The organism is Burkholderia sp. USMB20 (assembly GCF_000949135.2).
Classification (GTDB): Bacteria; Pseudomonadota; Gammaproteobacteria; order Burkholderiales; family Burkholderiaceae; genus Burkholderia.
In genome coordinates, this window is sequence record NZ_JTAN02000021.1 from 612,099 (window position 1) to 637,337 (window position 25,239).

General features: G+C 68.4%; 22 protein-coding genes. 11 read left to right on the top strand and 11 right to left on the bottom strand.

Going from position 1 to position 25,239, the window contains the following annotated elements:
• Nucleotides 1-27: 27 nt before the first annotated feature.
• From PL79_RS33050 to PL79_RS33065, 4 genes are read left to right on the top strand one after another with little or no spacing between them, the layout of a single operon-like run.
• On the top strand, nt 28-1,260 hold the full coding sequence (locus PL79_RS33050) for an efflux RND transporter periplasmic adaptor subunit (protein ID WP_044843024.1): 1,233 nt from the start codon (nt 28-30) through the stop codon (nt 1,258-1,260).
• A complete protein-coding gene (locus PL79_RS33055; protein ID WP_044843023.1) occupies nt 1,257-2,771 on the top strand; it encodes an efflux transporter outer membrane subunit in 1,515 nt (504 codons plus the stop codon). Before PL79_RS33050 ends, PL79_RS33055 begins: the two co-directional genes overlap by 4 nt.
• Before the next feature lie 21 nt (nt 2,772-2,792).
• The gene (locus PL79_RS33060) at nt 2,793-3,488 is read left to right on the top strand and encodes a heavy metal response regulator transcription factor (protein WP_044843022.1); all 696 of its coding nucleotides are present in this window, start codon (nt 2,793-2,795) and stop codon (nt 3,486-3,488) included.
• Nucleotides 3,485-4,933 carry a heavy metal sensor histidine kinase gene (locus PL79_RS33065; RefSeq protein ID WP_044843021.1) on the top strand — a complete coding sequence of 483 codons (1,449 nt, stop codon included), beginning with the start codon at nt 3,485-3,487 and terminating at the stop codon, nt 4,931-4,933. The genes PL79_RS33060 and PL79_RS33065 overlap by 4 nt, the downstream gene beginning before the upstream one ends.
• 73 nt (nt 4,934-5,006) lie before the next feature.
• On the opposite strand, the gene PL79_RS33070 is transcribed toward PL79_RS33065, so the two are convergent.
• The 4 genes from PL79_RS33070 to PL79_RS33085 all read right to left on the bottom strand — a co-directional run bounded on the left by PL79_RS33070 (nt 5,007) and on the right by PL79_RS33085 (nt 9,825).
• Entirely contained in the window at nt 5,007-6,047 is a 1,041-nt protein-coding gene (locus PL79_RS33070) for a helix-turn-helix domain-containing protein (protein WP_044843148.1), read from the bottom strand.
• A 144-nt stretch (nt 6,048-6,191) separates the two neighbouring features.
• A complete protein-coding gene (locus tag PL79_RS33075; protein WP_044843020.1) occupies nt 6,192-7,718 on the bottom strand; it encodes an amidase in 1,527 nt (508 codons plus the stop codon).
• Between the two features lie 56 nt (nt 7,719-7,774).
• Nucleotides 7,775-8,833 carry an aliphatic aldoxime dehydratase gene (gene oxdA / locus PL79_RS33080; RefSeq protein ID WP_044843019.1) on the bottom strand — a complete coding sequence of 353 codons (1,059 nt, stop codon included), beginning with the start codon at nt 8,831-8,833 and terminating at the stop codon, nt 7,775-7,777.
• 95 nt (nt 8,834-8,928) lie between these two features.
• Nucleotides 8,929-9,825 carry a transporter gene (locus PL79_RS33085; protein WP_044843018.1) on the bottom strand — a complete coding sequence of 299 codons (897 nt, stop codon included), beginning with the start codon at nt 9,823-9,825 and terminating at the stop codon, nt 8,929-8,931.
• Nucleotides 9,826-10,337: 512 nt separating this feature from the next.
• On the opposite strand from PL79_RS33085, the gene nthA reads away from it, so the two are divergent.
• The 4 genes from nthA (at nt 10,338) to PL79_RS33105 (ending at nt 13,687) form a co-directional block, all read left to right on the top strand.
• Nucleotides 10,338-10,937: a nitrile hydratase subunit alpha gene (nthA, locus tag PL79_RS33090; protein WP_044843017.1), complete on the top strand. Its 600-nt coding sequence runs from the start codon at nt 10,338-10,340 to the stop codon at nt 10,935-10,937.
• A gap of 47 nt (nt 10,938-10,984) precedes the next feature.
• Nucleotides 10,985-11,638: a nitrile hydratase subunit beta gene (nthB, locus tag PL79_RS33095; protein WP_044843016.1), complete on the top strand. Its 654-nt coding sequence runs from the start codon at nt 10,985-10,987 to the stop codon at nt 11,636-11,638.
• A complete protein-coding gene (locus PL79_RS33100) occupies nt 11,635-12,897 on the top strand; it encodes a GTP-binding protein (RefSeq protein WP_044843015.1) in 1,263 nt (420 codons plus the stop codon). The genes nthB and PL79_RS33100 overlap by 4 nt, the downstream gene beginning before the upstream one ends.
• A gap of 184 nt (nt 12,898-13,081) precedes the next feature.
• Nucleotides 13,082-13,687, top strand: coding sequence for a LysE family translocator (locus tag PL79_RS33105; protein ID WP_044843014.1), 606 nt, complete (start codon nt 13,082-13,084; stop codon nt 13,685-13,687).
• Nucleotides 13,688-13,741: 54 nt separating this feature from the next.
• Here the strand turns inward: PL79_RS33105 and PL79_RS33110 are convergent, their stop codons facing one another.
• Nucleotides 13,742-14,590 (bottom strand): AraC family transcriptional regulator, encoded by an 849-nt coding sequence (locus PL79_RS33110; RefSeq protein WP_193759902.1) that lies wholly within the window; start codon nt 14,588-14,590, stop codon nt 13,742-13,744.
• A gap of 161 nt (nt 14,591-14,751) precedes the next feature.
• Between PL79_RS33110 and PL79_RS33115 the strand changes: the two genes are divergently transcribed.
• Nucleotides 14,752-15,546, top strand: coding sequence for an SDR family NAD(P)-dependent oxidoreductase (locus PL79_RS33115; RefSeq protein WP_044843012.1), 795 nt, complete (start codon nt 14,752-14,754; stop codon nt 15,544-15,546).
• Between the two features lie 39 nt (nt 15,547-15,585).
• Here the strand turns inward: PL79_RS33115 and PL79_RS33120 are convergent, their stop codons facing one another.
• The 5 genes from PL79_RS33120 to PL79_RS33140 form a co-directional block, all read right to left on the bottom strand.
• A complete protein-coding gene (locus PL79_RS33120; protein ID WP_044843011.1) occupies nt 15,586-15,960 on the bottom strand; it encodes a hypothetical protein in 375 nt (124 codons plus the stop codon).
• Nucleotides 15,961-16,183: 223 nt separating this feature from the next.
• The gene (locus PL79_RS33125) at nt 16,184-17,254 is read right to left on the bottom strand and encodes an AI-2E family transporter (RefSeq protein WP_044843010.1); all 1,071 of its coding nucleotides are present in this window, start codon (nt 17,252-17,254) and stop codon (nt 16,184-16,186) included.
• 159 nt (nt 17,255-17,413) lie between these two features.
• Nucleotides 17,414-18,523 carry an NADH:flavin oxidoreductase/NADH oxidase gene (locus PL79_RS33130; RefSeq protein WP_044843009.1) on the bottom strand — a complete coding sequence of 370 codons (1,110 nt, stop codon included), beginning with the start codon at nt 18,521-18,523 and terminating at the stop codon, nt 17,414-17,416.
• 145 nt (nt 18,524-18,668) lie between these two features.
• Nucleotides 18,669-19,355: a type 1 glutamine amidotransferase domain-containing protein gene (locus tag PL79_RS33135; protein WP_044843008.1), complete on the bottom strand. Its 687-nt coding sequence runs from the start codon at nt 19,353-19,355 to the stop codon at nt 18,669-18,671.
• 365 nt (nt 19,356-19,720) lie between these two features.
• Nucleotides 19,721-20,755, bottom strand: coding sequence for a substrate-binding domain-containing protein (locus PL79_RS33140; RefSeq protein ID WP_044843007.1), 1,035 nt, complete (start codon nt 20,753-20,755; stop codon nt 19,721-19,723).
• Nucleotides 20,756-20,922: 167 nt separating this feature from the next.
• Between PL79_RS33140 and PL79_RS33145 the strand changes: the two genes are divergently transcribed.
• Nucleotides 20,923-22,485: a glycoside hydrolase family 68 protein gene (locus tag PL79_RS33145; RefSeq protein ID WP_044843006.1), complete on the top strand. Its 1,563-nt coding sequence runs from the start codon at nt 20,923-20,925 to the stop codon at nt 22,483-22,485.
• Nucleotides 22,486-22,688: 203 nt separating this feature from the next.
• Nucleotides 22,689-24,344, top strand: a complete 1,656-nt coding sequence (locus PL79_RS33150; protein ID WP_044843005.1) for a glycoside hydrolase family 32 protein — start codon at nt 22,689-22,691, stop codon at nt 24,342-24,344.
• A 70-nt stretch (nt 24,345-24,414) separates the two neighbouring features.
• On the opposite strand, the gene PL79_RS33155 is transcribed toward PL79_RS33150, so the two are convergent.
• The gene (locus PL79_RS33155) at nt 24,415-25,164 is read right to left on the bottom strand and encodes an SDR family oxidoreductase (protein ID WP_044843004.1); all 750 of its coding nucleotides are present in this window, start codon (nt 25,162-25,164) and stop codon (nt 24,415-24,417) included.
• Nucleotides 25,165-25,239 lie beyond the last annotated feature (75 nt).

Genomic DNA, 25,239 nt, shown 5'->3' on the forward strand with positions numbered 1-25,239 from the left:
TTTCTAGCCTATCGACCCGGTCAATTCATGGAAGAGAAACATCACAGCTCCGTCGGCATCCAGGTGGACGAACACGGCATGCACCTGCCGACGCGCACGTCGGTGTCGCGGCGCGGGCGGGTCGTCCTGGTCGTGATCGGCGTGCTGCTGGCCGCAGGCGCCGCGCGCACGATCGTCGTCAATGTGCTGAACCGGAATCACCTCGACGCGGTGGCCGAGCAGAACACGCGCCAGTACGTGAACGTCGTGCATCCGGTCGATGCGGCCACCGGCGGCAAGCTGGCGCTGCCCGGCACGCTGCGCGGCTTCGTCGAAGCGCCGATCTACGCGCGTGCGAGCGGCTACGTGCTGCGCTGGCAGGCCGACATCGGCGCGCACGTGAAGCAGGGGCAGCTGCTCGCCGAACTCGACACGCCCGAGCTGAACCAGGAACTCGCGCAGGCCACCGCGCAGCGCCAGCAGGCGCAGGCCGCGCTCGCGCTCGCGAAGACGTCGTTCGACCGCGCGCAGCAGCTGCGCCAGCGCGATGCGGTGTCGCAGCAGGAACTCGACGACCGGCAAGGCGCGTTCAACCAGGGCACCGCGAACCTCGCGGCGGCCGATGCGAACATGCGCCGGCTCACCGAGCTGAAAGGCTTCCAGCGCATCGTCGCGCCGATCGACGGGATCGTCACGCAGCGCAACGTCGACGTCGGCGACCTCGTCAATTCCGGCAACGCGGGCCGCGCGCTGTTCACGGTCGTGCAGGCCGACCGGCTGCGCCTGTACGTGCAGGTGCCGCAGGCTTATGCGCAGCAGGTGAAGGTCGGCCAGCGCGTGAGCGTCGCGCAGGCAGAACTGCCCGGCCAGACCTTCGACGGCACCATCACGCGCACGTCCCAGGCGATCGACGTCGCGACGCGCTCGCTGCAGATCGAGATCACGCTGCCGAACCCGGACGGGCGGCTGCTGCCCGGCGCATACGTGCAGGCGACCCTGCCGATGACGCCGGTCGGCCGCCTGCAGATTCCGGCCAACACGCTGCTGTTCCGCGCCGAAGGGCCGACGGTCGCGACCGTCGACGCGAACGGCCAGGTGCGCCTGAAGGCGGTGACGGTCGCGCGCACGATCGGGCAGACGCTCGAAGTCGACGGCCCGCTGACGCCGAACGACCGCCTCGTCGCGAACCCGAGCGATGCGCTCGCGAACGGCGACACCGTGATCGTGCAGGCGCCGCCGGTCGTGAAGCCGGCCTCCGCGGCCGCGGGAGCGCAGTCATGAGCGCGCTGCGCGCCTGCCTGCCCCCCGCAGCGGTCGTGGCCGTCGTCGCGGTCGCGACGCTCGCCGGCTGTACGGTCGGCCCCGACTACCGGCGCCCCGCCGTCGAGACGCCCGCCGCGTGGCGGCTCGACCCGGCCGATGCATACTGGCACCCGGCCGCGCCGGCCCGTGCGCCGCTCGACCCGGCGTGGTGGACCGCGTTCGGCGACGCGCAGCTCGACGCGCTCGAAACCGACGCGCTGCGCAACAACCAGAACCTGAAGGCCGTCGCCGCGCGCTACGACCAGGCGAAGGCGACGCTCGCATCGGTCGCGTCCGCGCAGTATCCGGCCGTCGGCCTGAACGCGAGCGGCCAGCGCTTCAAGATCTCCGCCGACCGGCCGCAGACCAACTACGCGACGAAGAGCATGTCGACCGTGCAGAACGACATCCAGGTCGCCGCGAGCGTCAGCTACGAACTCGACCTGTTCGGCCGCGTGCGGCGCAGCGTCGAATCCGCGCAGGCCAGCTCCGAGCAGGCGCGCGACGATTTCGCGAACGCGCGCTTGGTGCTGAGCGCCGATCTCGCATCGAGCTACTTCGCGCTGCGCGAGCTCGACACCGAGATCGACGTCGTCAGGCGTTCGATCGACCTGCAGCAAAAGGCGCTCGACTACGTGAGCGCGCGCCACGACCTCGGCGCGGTGTCCGGCCTCGACCTGCTGCAGCAACGCGCGCAGCTCGACGCGACGCGCACGCAGGCGCAGTTGCTGATCCAGCAGCGCGCCCAGGTCGAGACGGCGATCGCGACGCTGGTCGGCACGCCGGCCCCCGCGTTTTCGCTGCCGCCGCGCGTGGCGCCGATCAACGCGCCCGCGCTGCCGACCGGGATGCCGAGCGACCTGCTGCAGCGCCGGCCCGACGTCGCATCGGCCGAGCGCGCGATGGCCGCGGCGAACGCGCAGATCGGCGTCGCGCGCGCCGCGTATTTCCCGCGCATCGCGCTGTCGCCGGACCTCGGCTGGGACGCGACGCGCTTCTCCGGCCTGTTCACCGTGCCGGCGCTGCTGTGGTCGATCGGCGCGTCGGTCAGCCAGCCGCTGTTCGAAGGCGGCAAGCTGAAGGCCGGCGTCGATTTCGCGCAGGCCGGCTACGTCGCCGCGCAGGCCAATTACCGGCAGACCGTGCTCACCGCGTTCCAGGAGGTGCAGAATGCGGTCACGGGCCTGTCGGTGCTGGCCGAAGCCGCGCAGCAGGCGTCGGCGGCCGTCGACGACGCGCGCAAGCTCGTGTCGCTCGCGCAGGACCGCTATGCGGGCGGCCTGACGCCGTTCATCGACGTGCTGACGGCCCAGCAGCAGTTGCTGACGAGCGAGCGCCAGGCCGTGCAGATCCAGGGCCAGCGCGCGGCGCTCGTCGTGTTTCTTGCGAAGGCGCTCGGCGGCGGCTGGGACGGCGCCGCGACGGGCGGCGCCGCGCCGACCGACGTCGCGGCGGCCGGCCCGCAACCCGCCACGAGCGTCACTCCCTAACCCGGTTACGCGGACCCGCCCATGAAAGTCCTGATCGTCGAAGACGAACCGAAAGTCGTCGAATACCTGAAGAGCGGCCTGAGCGAGGAAGGCTGGGTCGTCGACACCGCGCTGGACGGCGAGGACGGCGCGTGGAAGGCCGTCGAATTCGACTACGACGTGGTCGTGCTCGACGTGATGCTGCCGAAGCTCGACGGCTTCGGCGTGCTGCGCGCGTTGCGCGCGCAGAAGCAGACGCCCGTGATCATGCTGACCGCGCGCGACCGCGTCGACGATCGCGTGCGGGGCTTGCGCGGCGGCGCCGACGACTACCTGACCAAGCCCTTCTCGTTCCTCGAGCTGATCGAGCGGCTGCGCGCGCTGACGCGCCGCGCGCGCGTGCAGGAATCGACGCTGATCTCGATCGGCGACCTGCGCGTCGACCTGATCGGCCGGCGCGCGACCCGCGACGGCACGCGCCTCGACCTGACCGCGCAGGAATTCCAGCTGCTCGGCGTGCTCGCGCGGCGCAGCGGCGAGGTGCTGTCGAAAACGACGATCGCCGAACTCGTGTGGGACGTGAACTTCGACAGCAACGCGAACGTCGTCGAGACGGCGATCAAGCGCCTGCGCGCGAAACTCGACGGCCCGTTCGCGGAGAAGCTGCTGCATACGATCCGCGGCATGGGCTACGTGCTCGAGGCGCGCGAGGACGGCGACGCGGAGCGGCACGCATGAAACGCTCGATCACCCTGCGCCTGTCGGCGATGTTCGGCATCGTGTCGCTGCTCGTGTTCACGCTGGTCGGCTGCGGGCTGTTCGTGATGATGGAGCGCCAGCTGCTCGCCGAACTGCGTGCGACGATCGACACGCGCGCGAAGGTCGCGCAGATGATCGTGTCGCACGCGACCACGGCCGCGCGCGGCCGCCTGATGCAGGAAAAGCTCGCCGACCTCGAACCGCCCGACGGGTCGACGCGCTACCAGGTCGACAGCCCCGACGCCGACTTCCGCTTCGGCCGTCCGGTCGACGGCGTGCCCGTCGGCGAACCGTTCGGCGCGTTCCAGCAGTACGCGCTCAACCACAGCAGCTACGACGTGATGACGAAGACCGTCCCGATCGCAGGCAGCGGCGAGCGCCCCGACCTGAAGCTGATCGTCGCGTCGTCGTGCGAGCGCACGCAGCGCATGCTGCGTCGTTTCGCGTGGACGCTCGCCGCGCTGATCGCGATCGCCACCGTCATCACGCTGCTGCTGAGCCGCGCGGTCGCGCGCTTCGGGCTCGCGCCGCTCGAACGGATGTCGCAGGACGCCGCGGCCATCGGCGCCACCGACCGCCGCCAGCGGCTGCACACCGACGCGCTGCCCACCGAGCTGCGCGATCTCGCCGCGTCGTTCAACGGCGCGCTCGAACGCATCCAGCAGACCTACGCGCGGCTCGAGGCGTTCAATGCGGACGTCGCGCACGAGCTGCGCACGCCGATCAGCATCCTGATCGGACAGACCCAGGTCGCGCTGACGAGCCGCGACCGCTCGGTCGACCGGATGCGCCAGACGCTGCAGTCGAACCTCGAGGAATTCGAACGGTTGCGCGTGATCATCAACGACATGCTGTTCCTGTCGCGCAGCGATCGCGGCGAACGCGCGACCGACCTGAAGCACGTGTCGCTCGCCGACGAAGTGCGCCGCATGCTCGACTTCCTCGAGATTCCGCTCGACGAAGCGCAGTTGCGCGCCGAACTGCACGGCGATGCGCGCGCGGCCGTCGACCCGTCGCTGTTCCGCCGCGCGATGACCAACCTCCTGATCAACGCGATCCAGCATTCGGCGCCCGGCGCGACGCTGAACGTGACGATCACGCCGCGCGACACGCTCGTCGACGTGTCGGTCGCCAACCCCGGCGAGCCGATCGACCCGGCGCAGCGCGCGCACGTGTTCGAGCGCTTCTACCGGCTCGAGGAAGCGCGCGCGAACAGCAAGGAGAATCACGGGCTCGGGCTGTCGATCGTCAAGGCCGTCGCGGAGATGCACGGCGGCAGCGTGTTCGTCGCATGCGCGGGCGGCGTCAACACGTTCGGCTTCTCGGTGTCGACGCAACCGGGAAGCAGCGGCCCGCTGCGCGCGGCCGACGCCGGCAACCCGCACGCGCTGCGGCCCGCGCACGCGCCGCGTGCGATGCATTGACGGCGGCCGCGCCTGTCGATATCCCGCCGCTTCCGATCGCCGCTTGCCCGCCACGGACGCGCCCCGGGACGCGTCACGCGCGTGGCTTGCTGCCCTGCTCGCGCCACGCCCGCGGCGACATCGCGAACCGCTCGCGAAACACGCGACTGAAATGCGACATGTCGTTGAATCCCCAGCGCAACGCGATGTCGGACACGCGCAGCACCGCGCATTGCGGATTCACGAGATCCTGCGCGCACCGTTCGAGCCGCAGGTTCCATACGTAACGCATCAGCGACGTGTTCTCGGCCTCGAACAGCTTGTTGATGTACCGCGACGAAATCCCGATCGACCGCTCGATCATCAGCGGGTTCAGCTCCGGGTCGTGCAGGTGCTCGAGCAGATGCCGCTTCACACGCGTCAGCGTCAACGCCTTCATCCTCGACTGCGCGAGGTCGTTGCGCTGCATGCCCCCGAGCGTCATCGCGATCAGCGAGATCGCGGTATCCGACAACTGCCGCATCTCGTCCTCGGTCACGCTACCGATCTGCGACGACATCTGCTCGAGAAATGCGCGCATGACGCTGCCGACGCCCTCGCCGGTTTGCGTCGGGCTGGCCGTGCGGTGTTCCATCCCGACGACGAGCTGGTTCAGCGTCGTGCGGGGAATGCTGACGACGATCTCGCGCCACGACTGGCCGAACTGCAGGTGGTGCGGCCGTGTCGCGTCGTAGATCGCGAAATCCCCGGGGTGCAGCGTGACGATCTTGCCGTCCTGCTCGACCGATTGGCTGCCCTCGAGCATCAACACGCCGAAATACTTGTCCTCATACTCGCTGCGCGCCTGCCGATACCGCCGGATCACGGCCTGCTCGCTCGCGTGGATTTCCGAGATTCGCATCTTTTCGCATTTGCGCTGCCGCACCTGGCCGAAGAAATCGTCTTTCTGCACGGCCGCGATCTGCACGTCCGCGAACAGGCGCAGAATCGTCTCGCGCCAGAATTCGATACGCTGGCTGAGCGAGCCTTCGGTCGCCACCTCGATGGCCGAATTCGTCCGCTCATCCGGCGGGCTGTCGGACGCCGGGCCGGGCGCGTCGCCGCTTGCGGCGCGCGCGATAGGACGCATCGTCATGGTCGTGCCCCACATGGGTTAGCAAACACGCAGCCGGTAGCGTGCCCGTTCAAAAGCGCATTGTCCAATCGATCGCCGTGTACGCCGCGTTTCCGGTCGGACCGGCACGCGGCGCGGCGGCGATGCGCTACCGCTCAGGACTTCTCATGCGAATGTCGTCTGCCGCCAGTCGGAAGACTGTTCATACGCATAGGCGCAGCGGTAAAGCGTCGCCTCGTCGAAGCGGCGCCCGACCAGTTGCAGCCCGATCGGCAGATCGTCGGCCACCCCGCACGGCAGCGACATGGCCGGATGCCCGGACACGTCGAACGGCGCGGTATTCGCGAGCATCTCGAACGCCCGCGTCAGCGACTCGGACATCGCACAACCGGGCTCCGGCAGTTTCGACGCGCGCATCGGTACGGTCGGCATCACCAATACGTCGTACGACTGCAGCGCCGCGTCGTAAGCCGATCGCAAGCGCCGCGCGAGGTTCTGGCACTTCGCGTAGTAGCGCCCGCGATACCGGCTCGTGAAGTATTCGCCGAGCAGCATCGTCACCTTCACGGTATCCGGCAACTCGTCGGCGCGCTCGCGCCAGCCCGCGTGATGATCGATCATGCCGGTCACGTACAGGCCGCCCCAGTTGAAACCGTGGCTGTTGCCCTTCATCATCTGCTGCGTCGCCCCCTCGGCCGCGATCGGCAGCCAGATCGCGGTGCCGGCCGCATGCAACGGCACCGACACCTCTTCGACGCTCGCGCCCAGCTTGCGCAACCGGTGCGCGGCGACCAGCACGGCCTCGTCGACCACTTTCTCCGAATTCGCGAGCCCGAACGCCTCGCGCAGAATGCCGATCCGCAGGCCTGCGATGCCGTCGCGGATCCCTCCGAGATAGTCGCTGCGCGGCGGCAACGACCGCTGGCGCGGATCGAGCCCGTCGTCGCCCGCGATGACATCGAGCAGCAGCGCGTTGTCGAGCACGGTGCTCGTCATCGGCCCCAGATGATCGACGGTCGCCTCGATCGGCATCGCGCCGGTGTAGGGCACGAGCCCGTGCGTCGGCTTCATCCCGTAGATGCCGCAATAGGCGGACGGGATCCTGACCGAGCCGCCCTGGTCGCCGCCGAGCGCCATGTCGACCTCGCCGCTCGCGACCAGCGCGCCGCTGCCGGACGACGAGCCGCCGGACGAGTGCCCGGCCTTGCGCGGATTGTGCACCGGCCCCGACGCGCTCGTGTGCGAGCCGCCGGAAAAACAGTAGTACTCGCAGGTCGCCTTGCCGGCGATCGTGCCGCCGGCGTCGAGCACGCGCGTGACGACGGTCGCATCGATATCGGGCACGTAGCCCTCGAACGTGCTCGCGCCATTGCGCATCGGCACGCCGGCGACGCAGATGTTGTCTTTCACGGCCACCGTCTTGCCGCGCAGCTTGCCGTCGGCGGCGCCGTGGATCGTGCTCTTGCGCGCCCACGCGCCGTAACGGTTCTCGTCGCCTTCCGGGCGGTAGCCGGGCGTGCGCGGATACGCGACGACGGGCAGATAGTCGGGCAGCGCGTCGATCGCGTCGTACGCGTCGAAGTTCGCCTGCAGCGCCTCGTCGTATTCGGCGAGTTGGCGGGAATCGACATGAAAGCCGAAACCGGCTGCAATGTCGGACAGTTGTTCGCGGGTCGGGCGTTTGATGGCCATCGACGTTCTCCAGTTCGGTAAGCGGCACCGCCGGCCCCCGGCGGTGCCGGCGGGATTCAGCGGGCGATGGCGACGGCGTCGCGCATCAGCCCGGTGCGCGGATGGCAGTTCACGTATTCGTAGACCTGATGCCTGGCGTCGAAGACGGAAACCTCGTGATACAGCCGCAGTTTCGACAGCCCGGTGACGACGCGGAAGAACGTGACGAAGATCCGCAGGTGCGTCGGATGGGATTCGGCCCAGCGCTCGAGGCGGTCGAGCGAGCGCCAGTGGCCGATGTTGTAGCTCTCGTCGAGCACGTTGCCGTCGAGATCGATCGAGCGCACGTAGCGATTGCTGTAGCAGCCGACGTCCGTGCCGTTGTCGCGCAGGAATTCCATTCCGCTGCGCAGCGTCGGCTCGATCTCCTCGAGATACAGTCGGCGCTCGTCGTGCTCGGCCGCACGCCAGTCCTGACCGGAGCGAATCAGCGCGATGTTGTCGTGGGCCAGTACGACCACGCGGCCGCCTCGGGCCGGATCGCCCTCGACGATGCGCAGCTCGCCGTCCGCGCGCATCCAGTCCGTCTGCGAGATCGGGAACCGGTCGCGCATCGATCCCCAGTAGCCGTGCTCCTCGATCTCGCCGCTGACGCCGTCCATGATCGCGCCGACGCCGGGGAAATCGCTCGTGAATGCGTACAGCGTCTCGAACTGCTCGGCGCGCGGCGCGACGATTTCCCGGAAGTAGCCGATCCCGTCAGCGAGGCGCGCGTCGGAGGCCCACCATTCGACGAGTGCCGGCGACGCGATCCAGCGCGCATACGCGGCCGGATCGCGCCAGTAGCCGACGGCAATCAGGTTCTCGTAGCCCTGGTCGTCGGTGTGTTGCGTCAGATCGAAGTTGTTCGGCCCGTCCTGCGCACCGAAATCGGCGACGATCCGGCGCAACGCGGCCAGCGCCGTGGCGCGCTTGTCGGCGCCGCGATACTGCACGCCGAAATAGCCCATCACGACCTGGCTCAGGTCTTCGGAGGCCCGGGCGACGTACATCGGGAACGGCGGCTGGTAATCGTCGGCGACGCGGCGCGACAGCGTCCGCGGGCAGATCAGGTGTTTGTCGATGGCGGATTCCATGCGTGACCTCTCTGGAAAGGGAATCGGATGTCGAGGTATCGACGTGGGGGACAAGGAGCGGCCTGCGCCGGGCGTATCCCGGCGCAGGCGGGTCGTCAGAAGATGTGCGCGTAACGCAGGCCGGCGAGCAGGCTGTTCTTCGGGCCGTTGCGCACGCTCAGGTCGGTGCCGAGCTGGATTTGCACCTGATCGGCCTTCGTCACGAATTTCGCCGCGGTGATCCGCATGCGCGTCGTGCGAAGCGCGTCGTTGTTGTCCGCGCCGCCGACGCTCGTTTCACCGCCCCAGAGCTGGGTGACGCCGATCCCGAGCGACGTGCCCGGATCGGGCATGTAACGCACCATCGCCTGTGCGCTGTAGCTCATCCGCTGATGCAGCGTCGTGCCGCTCGCGCCGTACGACGTGTTGTTGCCGTACCAGATCGCGTCGCCGACGAGATCGAGCGCCCACTGCGGCGAAAAGTGCTTGATGTAGGCCGCCTGGAAATCGAGCGACCAGCGATTGGCGCCGAGATTGAGACCGCGGTTCTGGTCGTAGCTCCCCGTCGGCGCGTAAACGTAGACCGTCGCGGCGACGACGTCCTTCGCGTCGTTCAGGCGGAATTTCAACGGCGCGGTCAGGATCACGTCGCCGACACCGTTCGTACTGCCAAGCGTGCCGGCGTTGCCGAAGCTGCTGACGTGACCGAACGGCAGCAACACCTGCGGATCGATCGTGAGCCTGTCGGTGAGCTGGAACACATGCAGCAGACGGGCGATGCCGACATTGGACTGCAGGTCGAAATCCGACGTCCGGTGGCCGTTCGCGTAGTACGCGTTCGTCGCCGAATAGTTGTAGTACAGCACGCCGATCGTCGCGCCGACCGGATACTGCTCGTAGTCGCCGGGATCGACCTCGACCGCGCCCGCGTAATGCGACGCGACGACCATCAGCGACAAGCCGATCCAGCGCGCGATTCGCTTCAGTTTCATTCTGTTGACGTTGTCCATCATGCTCCTCACCTGGATGCGCAGACACCGTCACGCTCGACGTACGACGAACGGGAACCGTTGCCGGACGATCAAATCGCGGAGTGCTGGCTGACTGTTGTTCCGCCGGTACTCGGGTGAGTGCCGGCGATTCGCGACATCGAACGGCCGTCGCTTGAGGGTGAGAATAGAAAGGCAAAATCCGCATTTCTGTTTTCCGGCGGAACAAGAAATTGGCTGTGGCGGACCTGTGCTGCCAGTGCCATTCGGCGGTCGCAAAACGTGCGCAGGCGGCCGGTATCGCGTGCCGGGCGCCCCGTCGATGCCGCGAATCGCCGTGCATCCGATGCGCGCCGGCCCCTGCCGCGCGGCGGGGCCGTCTCAGCATAGTTTCCGATCCGTGCCGGCAAAGAACCGCGCTTTTTCTCTTCTTACCCTGCTCGTCGAGCGTGGCCGACACCACGCCTTTGCACCCCGCCACGGCAGCCGCAACGCCACGGCGGCGGTCAACCCGAACCACCATAAGGAGCCCCACGATGAGCGCGACCCCTTCCGCGGAAACAGCCTCGACGCCCGGCGAACGTGCCTGGGCGCTGTTTCGCGTGATGAAAGAAAAGAACCTGATCCCCAACGGCTATATCGAAGGCCTGACCGAGCTGATGTCCACGACGTGGGATCCGGCCAACGGCGCGCGCATCGTCGCGCGTGCGTGGGTCGACCCGGCATTTCGCGAACTGCTGCTGAAGGACGGCACGGCCGCGTGTGCGCAGTTCGGCTACACCGGCCCGCAGGGCGAATACATCGTCGCGCTCGAAGACACGCCGACGCTGAAGAACGTGATCGTCTGCAGCCTGTGCTCATGCACGAACTGGCCGGTGCTCGGGCTCCCGCCCGAGTGGTACAAGGGCTTCGAATATCGTGCGCGGCTCGTCCGCGAAGGGCGCACGGTGCTGCGGGAGCTCGGCACCGACCTGCCCGACGACGTCGTCGTGAAGGTCTGGGATACGACCGCCGAAAGCCGCTATCTCGTGCTGCCCGTGCGGCCGGCAGGCAGCGAGCACATGACCGAGGAACAACTGCGCACGCTCGTCACGAAGGACGTGCTGATCGGCGTTGCGCTGCCGCGCGCGCACTGACGCGCCCCCCGTTTCGCTCTCGACCTTCATCTCGGAGATCACCTCATATGGACGGCTTTCACGACCTCGGCGGATTCCAGGGTTTCGGCCCGGTGCCGCACACGATCAACAGTCTCGGCTACAAGCCGGTCTTCAAGGAAGACTGGGAACATCTCGCGTACAGCCTGATGTTCGTCGGCGTGGACCAACTGAAAAAATTCAGCGTCGACGAGGTACGTCACGCAGTCGAACGCATCGACGTGCGCCAGCACGTCGGCACGCGCTACTACGAGCGCTACGTGATCGCGACCGCAACCTTGCTCGTCGAAACCGGCGTGCTCACGCAGGACGAACTCGACCGCGCGCTCGGTTCGCATTTCCGGCTCGCGAACCCGCCGCGATCCGGCGGCCGGGCGGCGCCACCCGACTCGACGCGGTTCGAGGTCGGCGATCGCGTCGTCGTGCGCGACGAATACGTCAGCGGACACATCCGCGCGCCGGGCTACGTGCGCGGCAAGGAAGGCATCGTGCTGCACCGGACGACCGAATCGTGGCCATTCCCGGACGCGATCGGCCACGGCGACACCGGCGCCGCGCATCAGCCGACCTATCATGTCGAGTTCCGCGTGAAGGATCTGTGGGGCGACGCCGCCGACGACGGCTACGTCGTGGTCGACCTGTTCGAAGGCTACCTGGATCGCGCGTCCGGGCAGAACGCATGACGACGCCGGAAAACCAGCGAGCGCCGGCCGCCGCGCCGCCGAGGATTCCGGTCACCGTGCTGTCCGGCTTCCTCGGCGCCGGGAAAACGACGTTGCTGAACCACATCCTGCGCAACCGCGCCGGCCTGAAGGTCGCCGTGATCGTCAACGACATGAGCGAAGTAAACGTCGACGCCGACGATGTGCGGCGCAACGTCGAGCTGCATCGCGGCGAGGACGAACTGGTCGAAATGAGCAACGGCTGCATCTGCTGCACGCTGCGTGCCGATCTGCTCGAGCAGGTCAGCACGCTGGCGCGGCAGCATCGCTTCGACTATCTGCTGATCGAGTCGACCGGCATCTCGGAGCCGATGCCGGTCGCGGAAACGTTCGCGTTTCTCGACCGGGACGGTTTCAGCCTCAGCGAGCTCGCGCGGCTGGACACGCTCGTCACGGTGGTCGACGGCGAGACGTTCGAGGACATGATCGCGTCGGCCGAACCGGTCACGCGCGACGCCACGCTCGCGGACGGCAGCGATTCCGGTCCGCCGCGCAAGCTGTCGGACCTGCTGATCGAACAAGTCGAATACGCGAACGTGATTCTCGTGAGCCGACTCGACCGGATCGGCCATGCGGGTTTCGACCGGCTGCGCGCCATTCTGGCGTCGCTGAATCCCTCTGCGCGAATCCTGCCGATGCAGCACGGCAAGGTCGATCCGTCAGACGTCCTGGATACGCGGCGCTTCGATCTCCCGGCGCTCGTCGAATCGCCGGGATGGATGCAACGCATGCAGGTCGACGAGCGCCCCTCGGAATCGGATGCGTACGGGATCGCGTCGTGGACCTATCGCGAACGTGCGCCGTTTCATCCGGCGCGCCTGCTCGCGTGGCTGCGTCGCCCCTGGACCAACGGCCGACTGCTTCGCTGCAAGGGATATGTCTGGGCTGCGCACCGATATGCCGATATCGCCATGCTCGTGCAGACGGGCGGAGCGTTCCAGTGGGGTTACGTCGGGCGATGGTGGCGATTCGTTTCTCGGTCGGACTGGCCGCACGACGACTATCGGCGCGATGGCGTGCTGCAAAAATGGCAAGAGCCGACCGGTGATTGCCGGCAGGAAATCGTGTTCATCGGGCAGTCGATCGATCACGTCCGGTTGCGTCGCGAACTCGATGCCTGTCTGCTGACGGTCGAAGAAATCGACGCAGGCCCCGAGTCGTGGCTCCAGCTTCCGGAAGCCGATGCGTTCGACGCGCTCGCGACCGCCGCCCGTCCGTGACGCGAGACTCGATGACTTTGGCTGCGCCGCCTGCGTCCAGTGGCTTTCGGTCGCCGGTGAGCGCTGCGCCCGGTTCAGCGTGACGTGAATCCCGACAGCGCCGCCGAGGGCAGTTTTCTTCAATACGGACCCGCACGGCTTCTTTAGTCTCGATGCGACTTTGACATTCGCATGGAGGCAATCAATGAGCATGCTGGTTTCGATGGCCGCGTTCGCGCTGGCGTCGTCGATCACGCCCGGTCCCGTCAACATCGTCGCGCTCAGCGCGGGCGCACGCCACGGCCTTGGCGCAAGCCTGCGCTATGCGGCCGGCGCGACGCTCGGCTTCGTCGCGCTGTTCCTGCTGATCGGCCTCGGGCTGCACGCGGCGCTCGCGCGCTGGCCGATGCTGACCACCGTCACCCAATGGTCGGGAATCGCGTTCCTGCTTTACCTCGCGCTACGGCTCGCGCTCGACGACGGCCGGCTGTCGACCGATCCGGACGATCCGGCTGCGCCGAACGTCGCCGGCCCGTCGGCGGCGGCCGGCGCAGCGATGCAATGGCTGAATCCGAAGGCGTGGCTCGCGTGCGTGGCTGCGATGGGCGCGTATGCGGCCGACGGCGAGCCCGCGCAGGTGTGGCAATTCGCGGCGTTGTATCTGGTGATCTGCTTTGCGTCGATCGCGTGCTGGGCGTACGCGGGTGCGTCGCTGCGGCACCGGCTCGCGAATGCGCGGCGGATGCGGCTGTTCAACCGCGCGATGGCGCTGCTGCTCGCGGGCAGCGCGCTTTATCTGCTCGACGTTTAGCGCCGTTGTTTCGGTGTGTGGTCGCGGCGCCGGCACCGCCCCACGGTTCGCCGGTCAGCTCGCGGCGCTTCGATACTGCCCCGGCGTGGCGGCCGCGATGCGCCGGAATGCGCGCTGGAAATGCGCCTGGTCCGCGAAGCCCGCATCGAGCGCGACGTCGGCGATCGGCCGGCCGCGGCGCAACTCGGCCCGCCCGTACTGCACGCGGCGGTCGATCAGGAACGCATGCGGCGTCATCCCGTAGCGGGCGTTGAACGCGCGGATCAGGTAGGACGGCGACAAGTCGGCGGCCGCGCAGATCGCATCGAGCGAGACGGCCTGACGGCAATGCGCGGCGATGTAGTCGGCCGCGCGCGCGAGCTTCGCGTTGTCGGCCCCGCGCCGGGCGGCGTCGGGCAGTTCGCGATCAAGCGCGCCGTGCAGCCGTGTGAAGAACTCGACCGCCGCGCTCTCCTTGCCGAGCGGATCGACGCCGGGCGCCACGAGCGTGCGGTAAAAGCCGCCGAATCGTGCGAACAGGTCGCGCCGTTGCGTCAACTTCGGCGAAAAGCCGTGAAAATCGCGATTCGGGTCGCGCCCGAGCGAATGCTGCAGGCGGGTGAGCCACGGCACGTCGACGTAGACCATCCGGTACGCCCATGCGTCGGGGCCGTACGGATTGCACGCATGCACCTGCTCCGGATCGATGATCACGAGCACGCCGCGCCCGACGTGCTCCTTCGTCGCGCCGTTCAGGTAGGTGCTCGTGCCGCCGACGATCGCGCCGAGCGAAAACGTGTCGTGCGTGTGCTTCGCGTAGCAGATCGTCCGACCGTCGTCGACGGTGCGCGCCTCGATGAACGGCAGCGCGGCGTCGCGCCAGAACGGCGACGGCATGGCGCAGGGGTTGGCGGAACGGCTCACGCGACGGGCTCCCGGATCGGATGGCGAACGCACACCGTACAAGACTGCGGGGCGCGATGCAACCGCGACCCGACGCTTCGCGGCCGGATCGCCTAAGCTTTGATTTCCGGCCGCCGCGGCACGCCCGCCGGGTTCCGTTCCCTCTTCCAACCGGTACGCTCATGCACATCGATCTGACAGGCAAGACCGCGGTCGTCACCGCTTCCACCGCCGGCATCGGGCTGGCGATCGCCGAAGGGCTCGCGCAGGCGGGCGCACGCGTCGTCGTCAACGGACGCAGCGAGAAGTCGGTCGACGCCGCGCTCGCGCAGCTGCGCAGCGCCGTACCCGGCGCGGACCTCGACGGCGTCGCGGCCGACCTGTCCGACGCCGCCGGCGTCGCGCGCATCGCGCAGCACACGCCGGAGGCCGACATCCTCGTCAACAACGCGGGCATCTACGGGCTGAAGGCGTTCTTCGACATCGACGACGACGAATGGGCCCACTACTTCCAGATGAACGTGATGTCGGGCGTGCGTCTCGCGCGGCACTACCTGAAGGGGATGCTCGCGCGCAACACGGGCCGCATCGTGTTCATTTCGTCGGAGTCGGGGCTGAACATCCCGGTCGACATGATTCACTACGGGTTCACGAAAACCGCGCAGCTCGCGATCGCGCGCGGCCTCGCGAAACTCGCGGCCGGGACCCGCGTGACGGTCAATTCGGTGCTGCCGGGGCCGACGATGTCGGAAGGCGTGCGGGCGCTGCTGAAGGAAACGGCCGACGCCACGGGCCGCAGCATCGACGACGTCGCGGTGGATTTCGTGCGCAGCGAGCGCGCGAGCTCGATCATCCAGCGGCCGGCGACGACTGAGGAAGTCGCGAACCTGGTCGTGTACGTGTGCTCACCGCAGGCCTCGGCGACGACGGGCGCGGCGTTGCGCGTCGATGGCGGCGTGGTCGACACGATCGCGTGACGACGACATGACACGCTCGCGCGGCGCATGGCGGCCGCGCTAGCGCGAGGCGGCCTTGTCCGACTGAAGCGTGCCCTTGCGATCGGCGTCCATGCAGGTATCGAAGCCGTGTTGCGTGACGGCACCGGCCTTGTCGAACACGACGAAGAAAGCCCGGTGATCGTTGTCGTGCTCGATGAAGTAGTTGTAGCAGACGCCGCTGCCGTTGCGGACCATCCACACGCTGCGCGGGTTGCCGCCGGCGCGGACGACGTCGGCGCGCGTCGCGCCGTGCCGCGACGCGGCCCTCGCCAGCGGCGTGCGCGAATACGAGAACGGCAGCCACGAGTCGAACCACGCGCAACCGTGCAGCATCAGGCAGCTGGCGGCCAGGGACAGCGTCGCTGCGGGGCGGGACATCGGAATCAATCGCATGCTTGGTGAAATCTGCTGCGCCATGCCGGCGTGATCGAAAGCCCCATGCTACTCGACCTTTGGGTCCGGATCGAAAAGAAATGTAGAGACTTGTGTCCGATGCGCTGCCCGACGCAGTCCGGCGCATGCCCGATCGTCACGAATCGTGGCCATGGCCGACGCGTTCGCGCGCCCACCCGCCTTCTGACGTCGATGCGTCGAAGCGGCGCGACGGGCGCCATCGTCAAGCGACCCATTCCGCCCACAGCATCGTCAGCACCGTCATCAGCGCGGGGCCGACGAACAGGCCGATCAGCCCGAACGTCTCGGCCCCGCCGAGGATGCCGAACAACACGAGCAGGAACGGCAGGCGGGTCGAACTGCCGATCAGCACCGGCCGCACGAAATGCTCGGCGACGAACACGACCACGAAGCCGAGCACCAGCACCACGACGGCCCACGCGGTCGCGCCCTGCACGAACAGCCAGAGCGCCGCGCCGCAGAACACGATCGGCGCGCAGAACGGCAGCATCGCGGCGACGGCCGTGACGAGGCCGAGCAGCGCGGCGTGCGGAACCCCGGCGAGCGCATACGCGACGCCGAGAATGGCGCCCTCGCCCAGCCCGACGACGACCAGCCCGGTCACCGTGCCGTACACGGCCGAGACCATCCGTTCGATCAGGTCCGCGCCGCCGCGGCCGAACGCGCGCCGCGCGCCCTGCAGCAACGCGCCCGACAGCTTGTGGCCGGCCCGCATGATCACGAACAGCGTGACCAGCATGAAGCCGAACTCGAACAGCGCATGCGCGAGCTTCGTGCCGAACTGCCGGCCGAACGCGATGAACTTCTCGCCGCTCGCGCCATGCATCGCGCTGCCCGCGTGCAGCGGATGACCGAGATTGGCCTGCCACCACTCGGTGACCTGCGCGGCACCGTACGGCAACCGGCCGACGACGTCCGGCAGCGGAATGCCGTTGTCCTGGATCGAATGCAGCCAGAGGCGCAGGTCGTGCGCCTGCGAGATCGCCTGCGCGAGCGCGATCGCGACCGGCAGCACAACCAGCAGCGACACGCCGGCGGTGATCACGGTCGCGATCAGGGTCGGCCGGTCGCGAAACCAGCGGTCGGATTCGAAGCGTTTCAGCAGCGGCCACAACGCGATCGCGATCACGCAGGCCCACGCGATGGCGGGCAGGAAATCTCGGATCACCCACAGCGCGAGCACCAGCAGCGCCGCATACAGCACGGCGCGGGCGATCTGCTGGGCACGCGGCCGCGTGGCGGAATCCTGGGAAGGCGAGACATGTGCGCGCATGGCACCTCGGTCGAAATGAAAAAATGGCGGTCGTGCAGGCCGCGAGCCTGTACGAACCGCCATTCTATCCATCGACGCCGCAACGGCATGCGCACGCACTGCCAAGCATCGTCAAATGCGTGCCGCGAACGCCGCGCCGCCGCGCGGTGCAACGCGCGCTCAGGCCGCCTTGTCGGCGACGCGGTAGCGTTCGAGCCAGTGCGCGTACGGCGCGGGCAGCGTCCACGACGGCCGCTCGACCCCGAGCTGCCTGGCCGCGTAGTACGGCCAGTGCGGATCGGCAAGATGCGCGCGGCCGACCATCACGAGATCGAGCTGCTGCTCGGCGACGACACGCTCGGCCAGTTGCGGCGTATCGATCCCCCAGGCGGACGACACCGGCAAGCCGGCCTCGCGGCGCACGCGTTCCGCGATCGGCGCGAGGAACGCCGGGCCCCACGGAATGCGCGCGTCGGGCGTCGAGAAACCGACCGACACGCTCAGCATGTCGAGGCCTTCCTGCTTCATCCGCTGCGTGAGCGCGATCGATTCGGCGAGCGTTGCTTCATCGCGCCCGTCGTATTCGATCACGCCGAGACGCGCGGTCAGCGGCAGGTGCTCCGGCCAGACCTGGCGGACGGCCTTCAGCGTGTCGACGAGGAACCGGCCGCGGTTTTCCGCCGAACCGCCGTACTCGTCGTCGCGCTGGTTCGAATGCACGGAGAAGAAGCTCTGGCCGAGGTAGCCGTGCGCGAAGTGCAGTTCGAGCCATTCGAAGCCGAGGTCGCGGGCGCGCTTCGCCGACGCGACGAAGTCGGCCTGCACGCGGGCGATGTCGTCGTGCGTCATCGCGCGCGGCGTCTTCGGCAGGTGCGCGCCGAACGGCACCGCCGACGGTGCGATGGTCTGCCAGCCACGCGGATCGCCGTCGGCGATGTGGTCGTCGCCTTCCCACGGACGGTTCGCGCTCGCCTTGCGGCCCGCATGCGCGATCTGGATGCCGGGCACCGCGCCGGCCGCCTTGATCGCCGCGACCGACGGCGCAAACGCCGCGGCCTGCGCATCGGTCCACAGCCCGGCACAGCCCGGCGTGATGCGGCCTTCCGGCGACACGGCCGTCGCCTCCGCGATCACGAGGCCCGCGCCGCCGCGCGCGATACCGGCCAGATGCACGTGATGCCAGTCGTTGACGACGCCGTCTTCGGCGACGTACTGGCACATCGGCGGCACCGCGATGCGGTTGCGCAGCGTGACATCCTTGAGTTTGAACGGTTCGAACAGGGCAGACATCCACCACTCCTTTGCTTGGTTCTGCGAAACGACTGGATGAGCCGCCGCGCGGTGCGCACGGCGGAACGATGCGAGCCGTCGCCGGGACGGTCGCGCCCGACGACGGAAACCATCCGGCGCCGGTCATGCCGGCGCCAGGCTCGGCTTACTGACGGCCGAGCTTCGCGAGCAGCGCCTCGGCTGCCGGCTCCGACGACGCGGGGTTCTGCCCCGTGATCAGCAGCCCGTCGGTGACGACATGCGGCGCCCAGTCGGCGCTGCGCTCGAACTGCGCACCGTTGGTCTTCAGCATGTCCTCGACGAGGAACGGCACCACTTCCGTCAGCTCGACGGCCGCTTCCTCGCTGTTGGTGAAGCCCGTCACACGCTTGCCGCGCACGACCGACTCGCCGGTCTTCGGGTCCTTCACGTGGCGCAGCACGCCCGGCGCGTGGCACACGGCCGCGACCGGCTTGCCGGCCGCCAGCGCGCGCTCGATCAGGCCGATCGAATGCAGGTCCTCGGCGAGATCCCACAGCGGGCCATGCCCGCCCGGATAGAACACCGCGTCGTAATCGTCGACCGACACCTCGGCCAGCTTGCGCGTGGCGGCGAGTTCGGCCTTGGCCGCCGGATCCGCGTCGAAGCGGCGCGTCGCGTCGGTCTGCGCGGACGGATCGCTGCTTTTCGGATCGAGCGGCGGCTGGCCGCCCTGCGGCGACGCGAGCGTCAACTCGACGCCCGCATCCTTGAACGTGTAATACGGCGCGGCCAGTTCCTCGAGCCAGAAGCCGGTTTTCTTGCCGGTGTCGCCGAGCGTGTCGTGCGAGGTCAGGACAACCAGAATCTTCATGATCGGACACTCCTTAGAAATGGGGGAACGGGGCCGCGTCGCGGCGGCGGCGACGGCGCGCCTGCGGGTTAGGCCGCTGGCGCGCGTCAACGTGCCGGCTCCGTACCAAAAATATTGCCAGGCCTAATAGACCAGTCGTCTAGAAATGGCTCGAAAAAAAGCGACGGCAGCACCTGCGCGCCCAGCATCGCAGCGCGATATGGCATTTTCGCGACGTCGCATGAGGCTGGATGATAGCGTCGAATTAGACCGGTCGTCTAGAAACCCGGCATTCGGCCCTGCCGCCGTCATGGCTTTTGCGACGGAGCGCGTGCCGCAACGTCCGTTGCGGAGCGCGCCCCGCTCCCCGGTTCGCTCCGCGTCGGCTACCCGTGCAGCGGCCCGTCCGTATCGCCGGCGTCGATCACCGGCATCTCGAGCCGATGGCCGCGAACGCCGTCCGTGAGCAACGCCAGCATCAGGTCCGCGAGCGCACGCCCGGTCGCATGTCCGGTCGGCTGCACCACCGCCGTCACGCGATGCGGATGCGCGACGTCCGGCGGCACGCCGTCGTAGACGATCAGCGACATGTCCCGCCCAAGCTGCAAGCCGCCGTCGATCAGCGCCCGGAACGCGCCGCCGCCCACGATGTTGTTGTCGACCAGCAGCGCGGTCGGCCGTTCGGCCCGGGCGAGCAGCGCCTGCACGCCCTGCTGCCCGCCGTCGCGCGTAAACGGACACTCGACGAGCAGTGCCGGATCAGGCGCGATACCGGCCTCGCGCAGCGCCGCAAGATACCCGGCGCGACGCTGCATCGCGAAATTGAGCGACAGCGGCGCACTGATCATCGCGATACGGCGATGACCGAAGCCGATCAGGCGCCGCACCGCATCGCGCGCGCCCGCCTCGTTGTCGAAATCGAACCACGCGTAGGGCTCGGCGGCTTGCGTGCGACCGTACGCGACATACGGAAACGCATGCGAACGCAGGTACGCGAGGCGCGGATCGTCGACCAGCGTGCGCGCGACGATCAGCCCGTCGACGAGCTTCCCGTCGACGAGCCGGCGATACGTGTCCAGTTCGGCGTTCGGCCGCGCGGCCGCGATGATGAAGTCGAGATTGCGCTCGGCGAGCCGTTCGGTGATGCCCGCGACGACCTCGCCGAAGCGCGGGTCGCCCAGATCGCCCGCGCCGAACGGGTACACGATGCCGATCGCATCGGCACGCCCCGTCGCCAGCCGCCGCGCGGTCGGATCCGCGACATAACCGAGTTCGCGCGCGGCCTTCATCACGCGCTCGCGGGTCGCCTCGCTCACGTCGTCATAGCCGTTCAGCGCCCGACTGACCGTCGTGCGCGACAGCCCGAGCGCATCCGACAGTGCCTTCAGATTCACCTTCACGTCGCTCCTCGCGTTGTGCATGCCATTCGGCCGCGCCGCTCGCGCAGCAATTATTGCCGAATGGTAGTTATTACCGTCAAAAATTAATCTTTTGACGTCCAAACCGGTTTGAATTAGCATCCAAACCGGTTTGGATATCGATATCCCGTCAGCAGTTCCTTCTCACCGTCAACGGAAACTACGCCTACATGACTTACTTTCCTTTTTGCCGCGCGACCGCGGCCAAACGTTTGCTGTTCGCTGGCGCGGCACTGGCCGCCTTCGCGTCCGCGTCGAGCGTCGCCCATGCACAGAGCACCGGCGCCCCCGCGCCCACGCCGCATACGCAGCAGGCCTACGACCCCGAAGGCAACTTCACGATGCGCTGGACCCGCGCGGACATCCGCCAGATCGTCGCGCAGTCGCACACGGCCGGCGCCGACAGGAACTCGCTGCCGCAGGCGCTGACGATGCCGGACATCCCGCAGGATTTCCCGCTGATCAACTCGAACGTGTGGGTCTGGGATACCTGGCCGCTCGCCGACCTGCGCGCGAACCAGCTCAGCTACAAGGGCTGGGAGGTGATCTTCTCGCTCACGGCCGACCCGCATGCCGGCTACACGTTCGACGATCGTCACGTCCACGCGCGCATCGGCTTCTTCTACCGCCGCGCCGGCATTCCCGCGTCGCAGCGGCCCGCGAACGGCGGCTGGACCTGGGGCGGCCACCTGTTCCCGGACGGTGCGAGCGTCAAGGTGTTCGGCACGTCGCCGATGACCAACAATGCCGAATGGTCGGGCTCCGCGCGCCTCACGCAGGGCGACAACGTCAGCCTGTACTACACCGCGACGTCGTTCAACCGCTCGGCGCCCGGCGGCGCCGACATCACGCCGCCGCAGGCGATCATCACGCGCGCCGACGGTCATATCCATGCCGACGACAAGCACGTGTGGTTCAGCGGCTTCGACGATCACAAGGCGCTGCTGCAGCCGGACGGCAACTACTACCAGACCGGCCAGCAGAACACCTACTTCTCGTTCCGCGATCCGTTCGTGTTCACCGACCCCGCGCATCCGGGCAAGACCTACATGGTGTTCGAAGGCAACACGGGCGGCCAGCGCGGCGCCCGGACCTGCACCGAGGCCGACCTCGGCTACGCGCCGAACGATCCGTACCGCGAAGACCTCAACGCCGTGATGAACTCGGGCGCAGTGTATCAAAAGGCCAACGTCGGCCTGGCGGTCGCGACGAACCCGCAACTGACCGAATGGAAGTTCCTGCCGCCGATCCTGTCGGCGAACTGCGTCGACGACCAGACCGAGCGCCCGCAGATCTATCTGAAGGACGGCAAGTACTACCTGTTCACGATCAGCCACCGCACGACGATGGCCGCGGGCGTCGACGGGCCGGACGGCGTCTACGGCTTCGTCGGCAACGGCATCCGCAGCGACTTCCTGCCGCTGAACGGCGGCAGCGGCCTCGTGCTCGGCAACCCGACCGACTTCTCCGCACCGGCCGGCGCGCCGTATTCGCAGGACCCGAACCAGAACCCGCGCGAATTCCAGTCGTATTCGCACTTCGTGATGCCGGGCGGGCTCGTCGAGTCGTTCATCGATGCGATCGGCCCGCGTCGCGGCGGCACGCTCGCGCCGACGGTGAAGGTCAACATCAACGGCACGTCGACGGCGGTCGACCGCACGTACGGACGCAGCGGCCTCGGCGGTTACGGCGACATCCCGGCGAACCTGCCGGCGACGGGCGCCGGTCACTGACGGCGACGCGGGCACCCGCCCGCAACGAGTCCGAAAGGGCTCGCTACGGACGCGGCGGGCGCCGCCCGCCCGCGTCGAGGCGGCGCACGTCGCGCGTGTCGCGTGCGCGCCGCCTCCCTCCTTCGCAGAAATCGCGCATGCCGCCGTCGCAAGCGGCATGCGCGTTCCTTTCCCGCTTCGCGCGCCGAAGCACGGAACCCCGCATGAAATCGACGTTTTTTCGCTTTTCCCGCCGGATCGCCCGGCTGCTGTTCGCGTGTGCGGCAAGCGCGGCCTGCACGCACGCCATCGCCGCGCCCTGCGGCACGCCGCCCGAAAACGGCACGCCACAATGGCGACCGGCCGTGCATTACACGCCGCAACGCAACTGGATGAACGATCCGAACGGCCTCGTGTACGAGAACGGCCGCTATCACCTGTTCTACCAATACAACCCGCTCGGCCACGACTGGGGCAACATGTCGTGGGGCCATGCGACCAGCACCGACCTCGTCCACTGGCGCGAGCAGCCGGTCGCGATGCGCGCGAACGCGACGGAGGAAATCTTCTCCGGCTCGATCGTCGCCGACTCGCACAATACGTCCGGCCTCGGCGCGGCGGGCGAGACGCCGCTGGTTGCGCTTTACACGAGCGTCTACAAGGACGGCTCGGGTCACGCACCCGGCACGCAGGCGCAGTCGCTCGCGTACAGCCTCGACCACGGCGCGACCTGGCGGCCCTACGCGCGCAATCCGGTGCTCACGCTCGATCCGGAATCGAAGCAGTTCCGCGACCCGAAGGTGTCGTGGTACGCGCCGGGACGCTACTGGCTGATGACGACCGTCGTCGCCGATGCGCAGGTCGTGAAGCTCTATCGTTCCGACGACCTGATTCACTGGTCGTTCCTGAGCGATTTCACGCTGCCGGACGTGCCGCATGCGGGCGCGTTGTGGGAAATGCCCGACCTCGTGCCGCTGCCCGTCGACGACGATCCGCGGCACATCAAGTGGGTCATGATCGTCAACGTCAACCCGTGGTCGATCGCCGGCGGTTCCGGCGCGATGTATTTCGTCGGCGACTTCGACGGCCGCACGTTCGTCCCCGACCGGGTCGCACCGGCCGGTTCCGATCCCGCACGATTCCGCTGGGTCGATCACGGCGCCGACTTCTATGCGGCCGGCACGTTCTCCGGCGCGCCGGGCGCGCGCCCTGTCGCGATTGCATGGATGAGCAACTGGGACTACGCGGCGAAAGCGCCGACGGCGCCCTGGCGCGGCGCGACGACGGTGCCGCGCGAACTCGCGCTGAAGACGATCGGCGGTGAACCGACGCTCATCGTGACGCCGGCAGCCGCGTTCGATGCGTGGGCCGACGGGCGGCCCGCCGTACATGAAGGCAAGCCGAACGTCGAGTCCGCCACGCGCACGCTGTCGGACGCCACGCGCGGCACCGTCCAGCGCATCACGGTGACGATCGCGCCGCAGCGCGCGGCCCGCGCGGGTTTGATCGTGCGGGGCTCCGCGGATGGCTCGATCGGCACCCGGATCGTGTACGACACGGCGAAGCGCACGCTGACGCTCGACCGCTCGCGCTCCGGCGCCACGGATTTCGCGGGCACGTTCAGCCGCGAGCACATCGTCGATCTGCCGCTCGAGCACGGGCAACTGCGGCTCGAAATCGTCGTCGATCGCGGTTCGGTCGAGGTGTTCGCGAACGGCGGCCGCGTCGCGCTGACGGACCTGATCTTCCCGCCGCCCGATGCGGACCGCGTCGCCGTGTTCGCCGAGCACGGCAGCGCGACGTTCGCTGGGTTGACGGTCACGCAGCTCCACGGACGCGATCAGGCCGGCGACGTCCGTGACGCCTGTGCATCGCGCTAGCGATGCGATGGCACGGCGGGCTGCGGCGCCCGACCTCGCGTCGGGCCGTGCAGCCGCGCCGGTTCCACGCTCAAAGCAAGCCCATCCCGCCCGACGCGATGATTTCCGCGCCGACGATGAACGCCGACTCGGGCGCGCTCAGGTGCAGCACCGTCGACGCGATTTCGTCCGGCGTGCCGAACCGGCCGATCGGGACGAGCCCCCTGATCTTGTCGGCCGTCTCGTCGAGCGTCGCCGCATCGAGGCCGAGCTTGCCGTACAGCGGCGTCTGGACCGGCCCGGGGCTCACCACGTTCACCCGCACGCCGTGCGGCAGCAGTTCCGTCGACAGCGTCTTCGCGAACGAATTGACGGCCGCCTTGCTCGCCGCATACACGGACGAACCCGGCATCCCGATGTGCGCGTTGATCGAGCCGTTGATCACGATCGACGCGCCGCGGTTCAGCAGCGAGACGAGCGCCTGGATCTGGAAATACGCGCCCTTCACGTTCGTGTCGAACACGAGATCCCACAACGCCTCGTCGATATCCGCGAACGGCGCGAGTTTCGCGACGCCCGCATTGATGAACACGGCGTCGAGGCGCGCACCGGCGGCCGCGATCGCGTCTGCCAGCGCCCGCGCCGACGCGACGCTGCCGGCCTCGTTGCGGATCGCGAGCGCGCCGTCGCCGAGCGACTCGCGCGCGGCGGCAAGCGTCTGCTCGTCGCGGCCGGTGATGATGACCCGCGCGCCTTCGGCCGCGAATGCCCGTGCGGCCGCCAGGCCGATGCCGCTGTTGCCGCCCGTGACGAGGACCGTTTTTCCTTCGAAGCGTTGCATGATGTTCTCCTTGAACCGGTGAGTTGACCGTGAACACAGGATGCGCGCGGCGCCCGGCCTTGCCGTACGACCGGC

Coding starts and splice junctions, on each gene's coding strand:
- PL79_RS33050 (WP_044843024.1), top strand. CDS start 28: ATGGAAGAGAAACATCACAGCTCCGTCGGCATCCAGGTGGACGAACAC.
- PL79_RS33055 (WP_044843023.1), top strand. CDS start 1,257: ATGAGCGCGCTGCGCGCCTGCCTGCCCCCCGCAGCGGTCGTGGCCGTC.
- PL79_RS33060 (WP_044843022.1), top strand. CDS start 2,793: ATGAAAGTCCTGATCGTCGAAGACGAACCGAAAGTCGTCGAATACCTG.
- PL79_RS33065 (WP_044843021.1), top strand. CDS start 3,485: ATGAAACGCTCGATCACCCTGCGCCTGTCGGCGATGTTCGGCATCGTG.
- PL79_RS33070 (WP_044843148.1), bottom strand. CDS start 6,047: ATGACGATGCGTCCTATCGCGCGCGCCGCAAGCGGCGACGCGCCCGGC.
- PL79_RS33075 (WP_044843020.1), bottom strand. CDS start 7,718: ATGGCCATCAAACGCCCGACCCGCGAACAACTGTCCGACATTGCAGCC.
- oxdA (WP_044843019.1), bottom strand. CDS start 8,833: ATGGAATCCGCCATCGACAAACACCTGATCTGCCCGCGGACGCTGTCG.
- PL79_RS33085 (WP_044843018.1), bottom strand. CDS start 9,825: ATGATGGACAACGTCAACAGAATGAAACTGAAGCGAATCGCGCGCTGG.
- nthA (WP_044843017.1), top strand. CDS start 10,338: ATGAGCGCGACCCCTTCCGCGGAAACAGCCTCGACGCCCGGCGAACGT.
- nthB (WP_044843016.1), top strand. CDS start 10,985: ATGGACGGCTTTCACGACCTCGGCGGATTCCAGGGTTTCGGCCCGGTG.
- PL79_RS33100 (WP_044843015.1), top strand. CDS start 11,635: ATGACGACGCCGGAAAACCAGCGAGCGCCGGCCGCCGCGCCGCCGAGG.
- PL79_RS33105 (WP_044843014.1), top strand. CDS start 13,082: ATGAGCATGCTGGTTTCGATGGCCGCGTTCGCGCTGGCGTCGTCGATC.
- PL79_RS33115 (WP_044843012.1), top strand. CDS start 14,752: ATGCACATCGATCTGACAGGCAAGACCGCGGTCGTCACCGCTTCCACC.
- PL79_RS33120 (WP_044843011.1), bottom strand. CDS start 15,960: ATGCGATTGATTCCGATGTCCCGCCCCGCAGCGACGCTGTCCCTGGCC.
- PL79_RS33125 (WP_044843010.1), bottom strand. CDS start 17,254: ATGCGCGCACATGTCTCGCCTTCCCAGGATTCCGCCACGCGGCCGCGT.
- PL79_RS33130 (WP_044843009.1), bottom strand. CDS start 18,523: ATGTCTGCCCTGTTCGAACCGTTCAAACTCAAGGATGTCACGCTGCGC.
- PL79_RS33135 (WP_044843008.1), bottom strand. CDS start 19,355: ATGAAGATTCTGGTTGTCCTGACCTCGCACGACACGCTCGGCGACACC.
- PL79_RS33140 (WP_044843007.1), bottom strand. CDS start 20,755: ATGCACAACGCGAGGAGCGACGTGAAGGTGAATCTGAAGGCACTGTCG.
- PL79_RS33145 (WP_044843006.1), top strand. CDS start 20,923: ATGACTTACTTTCCTTTTTGCCGCGCGACCGCGGCCAAACGTTTGCTG.
- PL79_RS33150 (WP_044843005.1), top strand. CDS start 22,689: ATGAAATCGACGTTTTTTCGCTTTTCCCGCCGGATCGCCCGGCTGCTG.
- PL79_RS33155 (WP_044843004.1), bottom strand. CDS start 25,164: ATGCAACGCTTCGAAGGAAAAACGGTCCTCGTCACGGGCGGCAACAGC.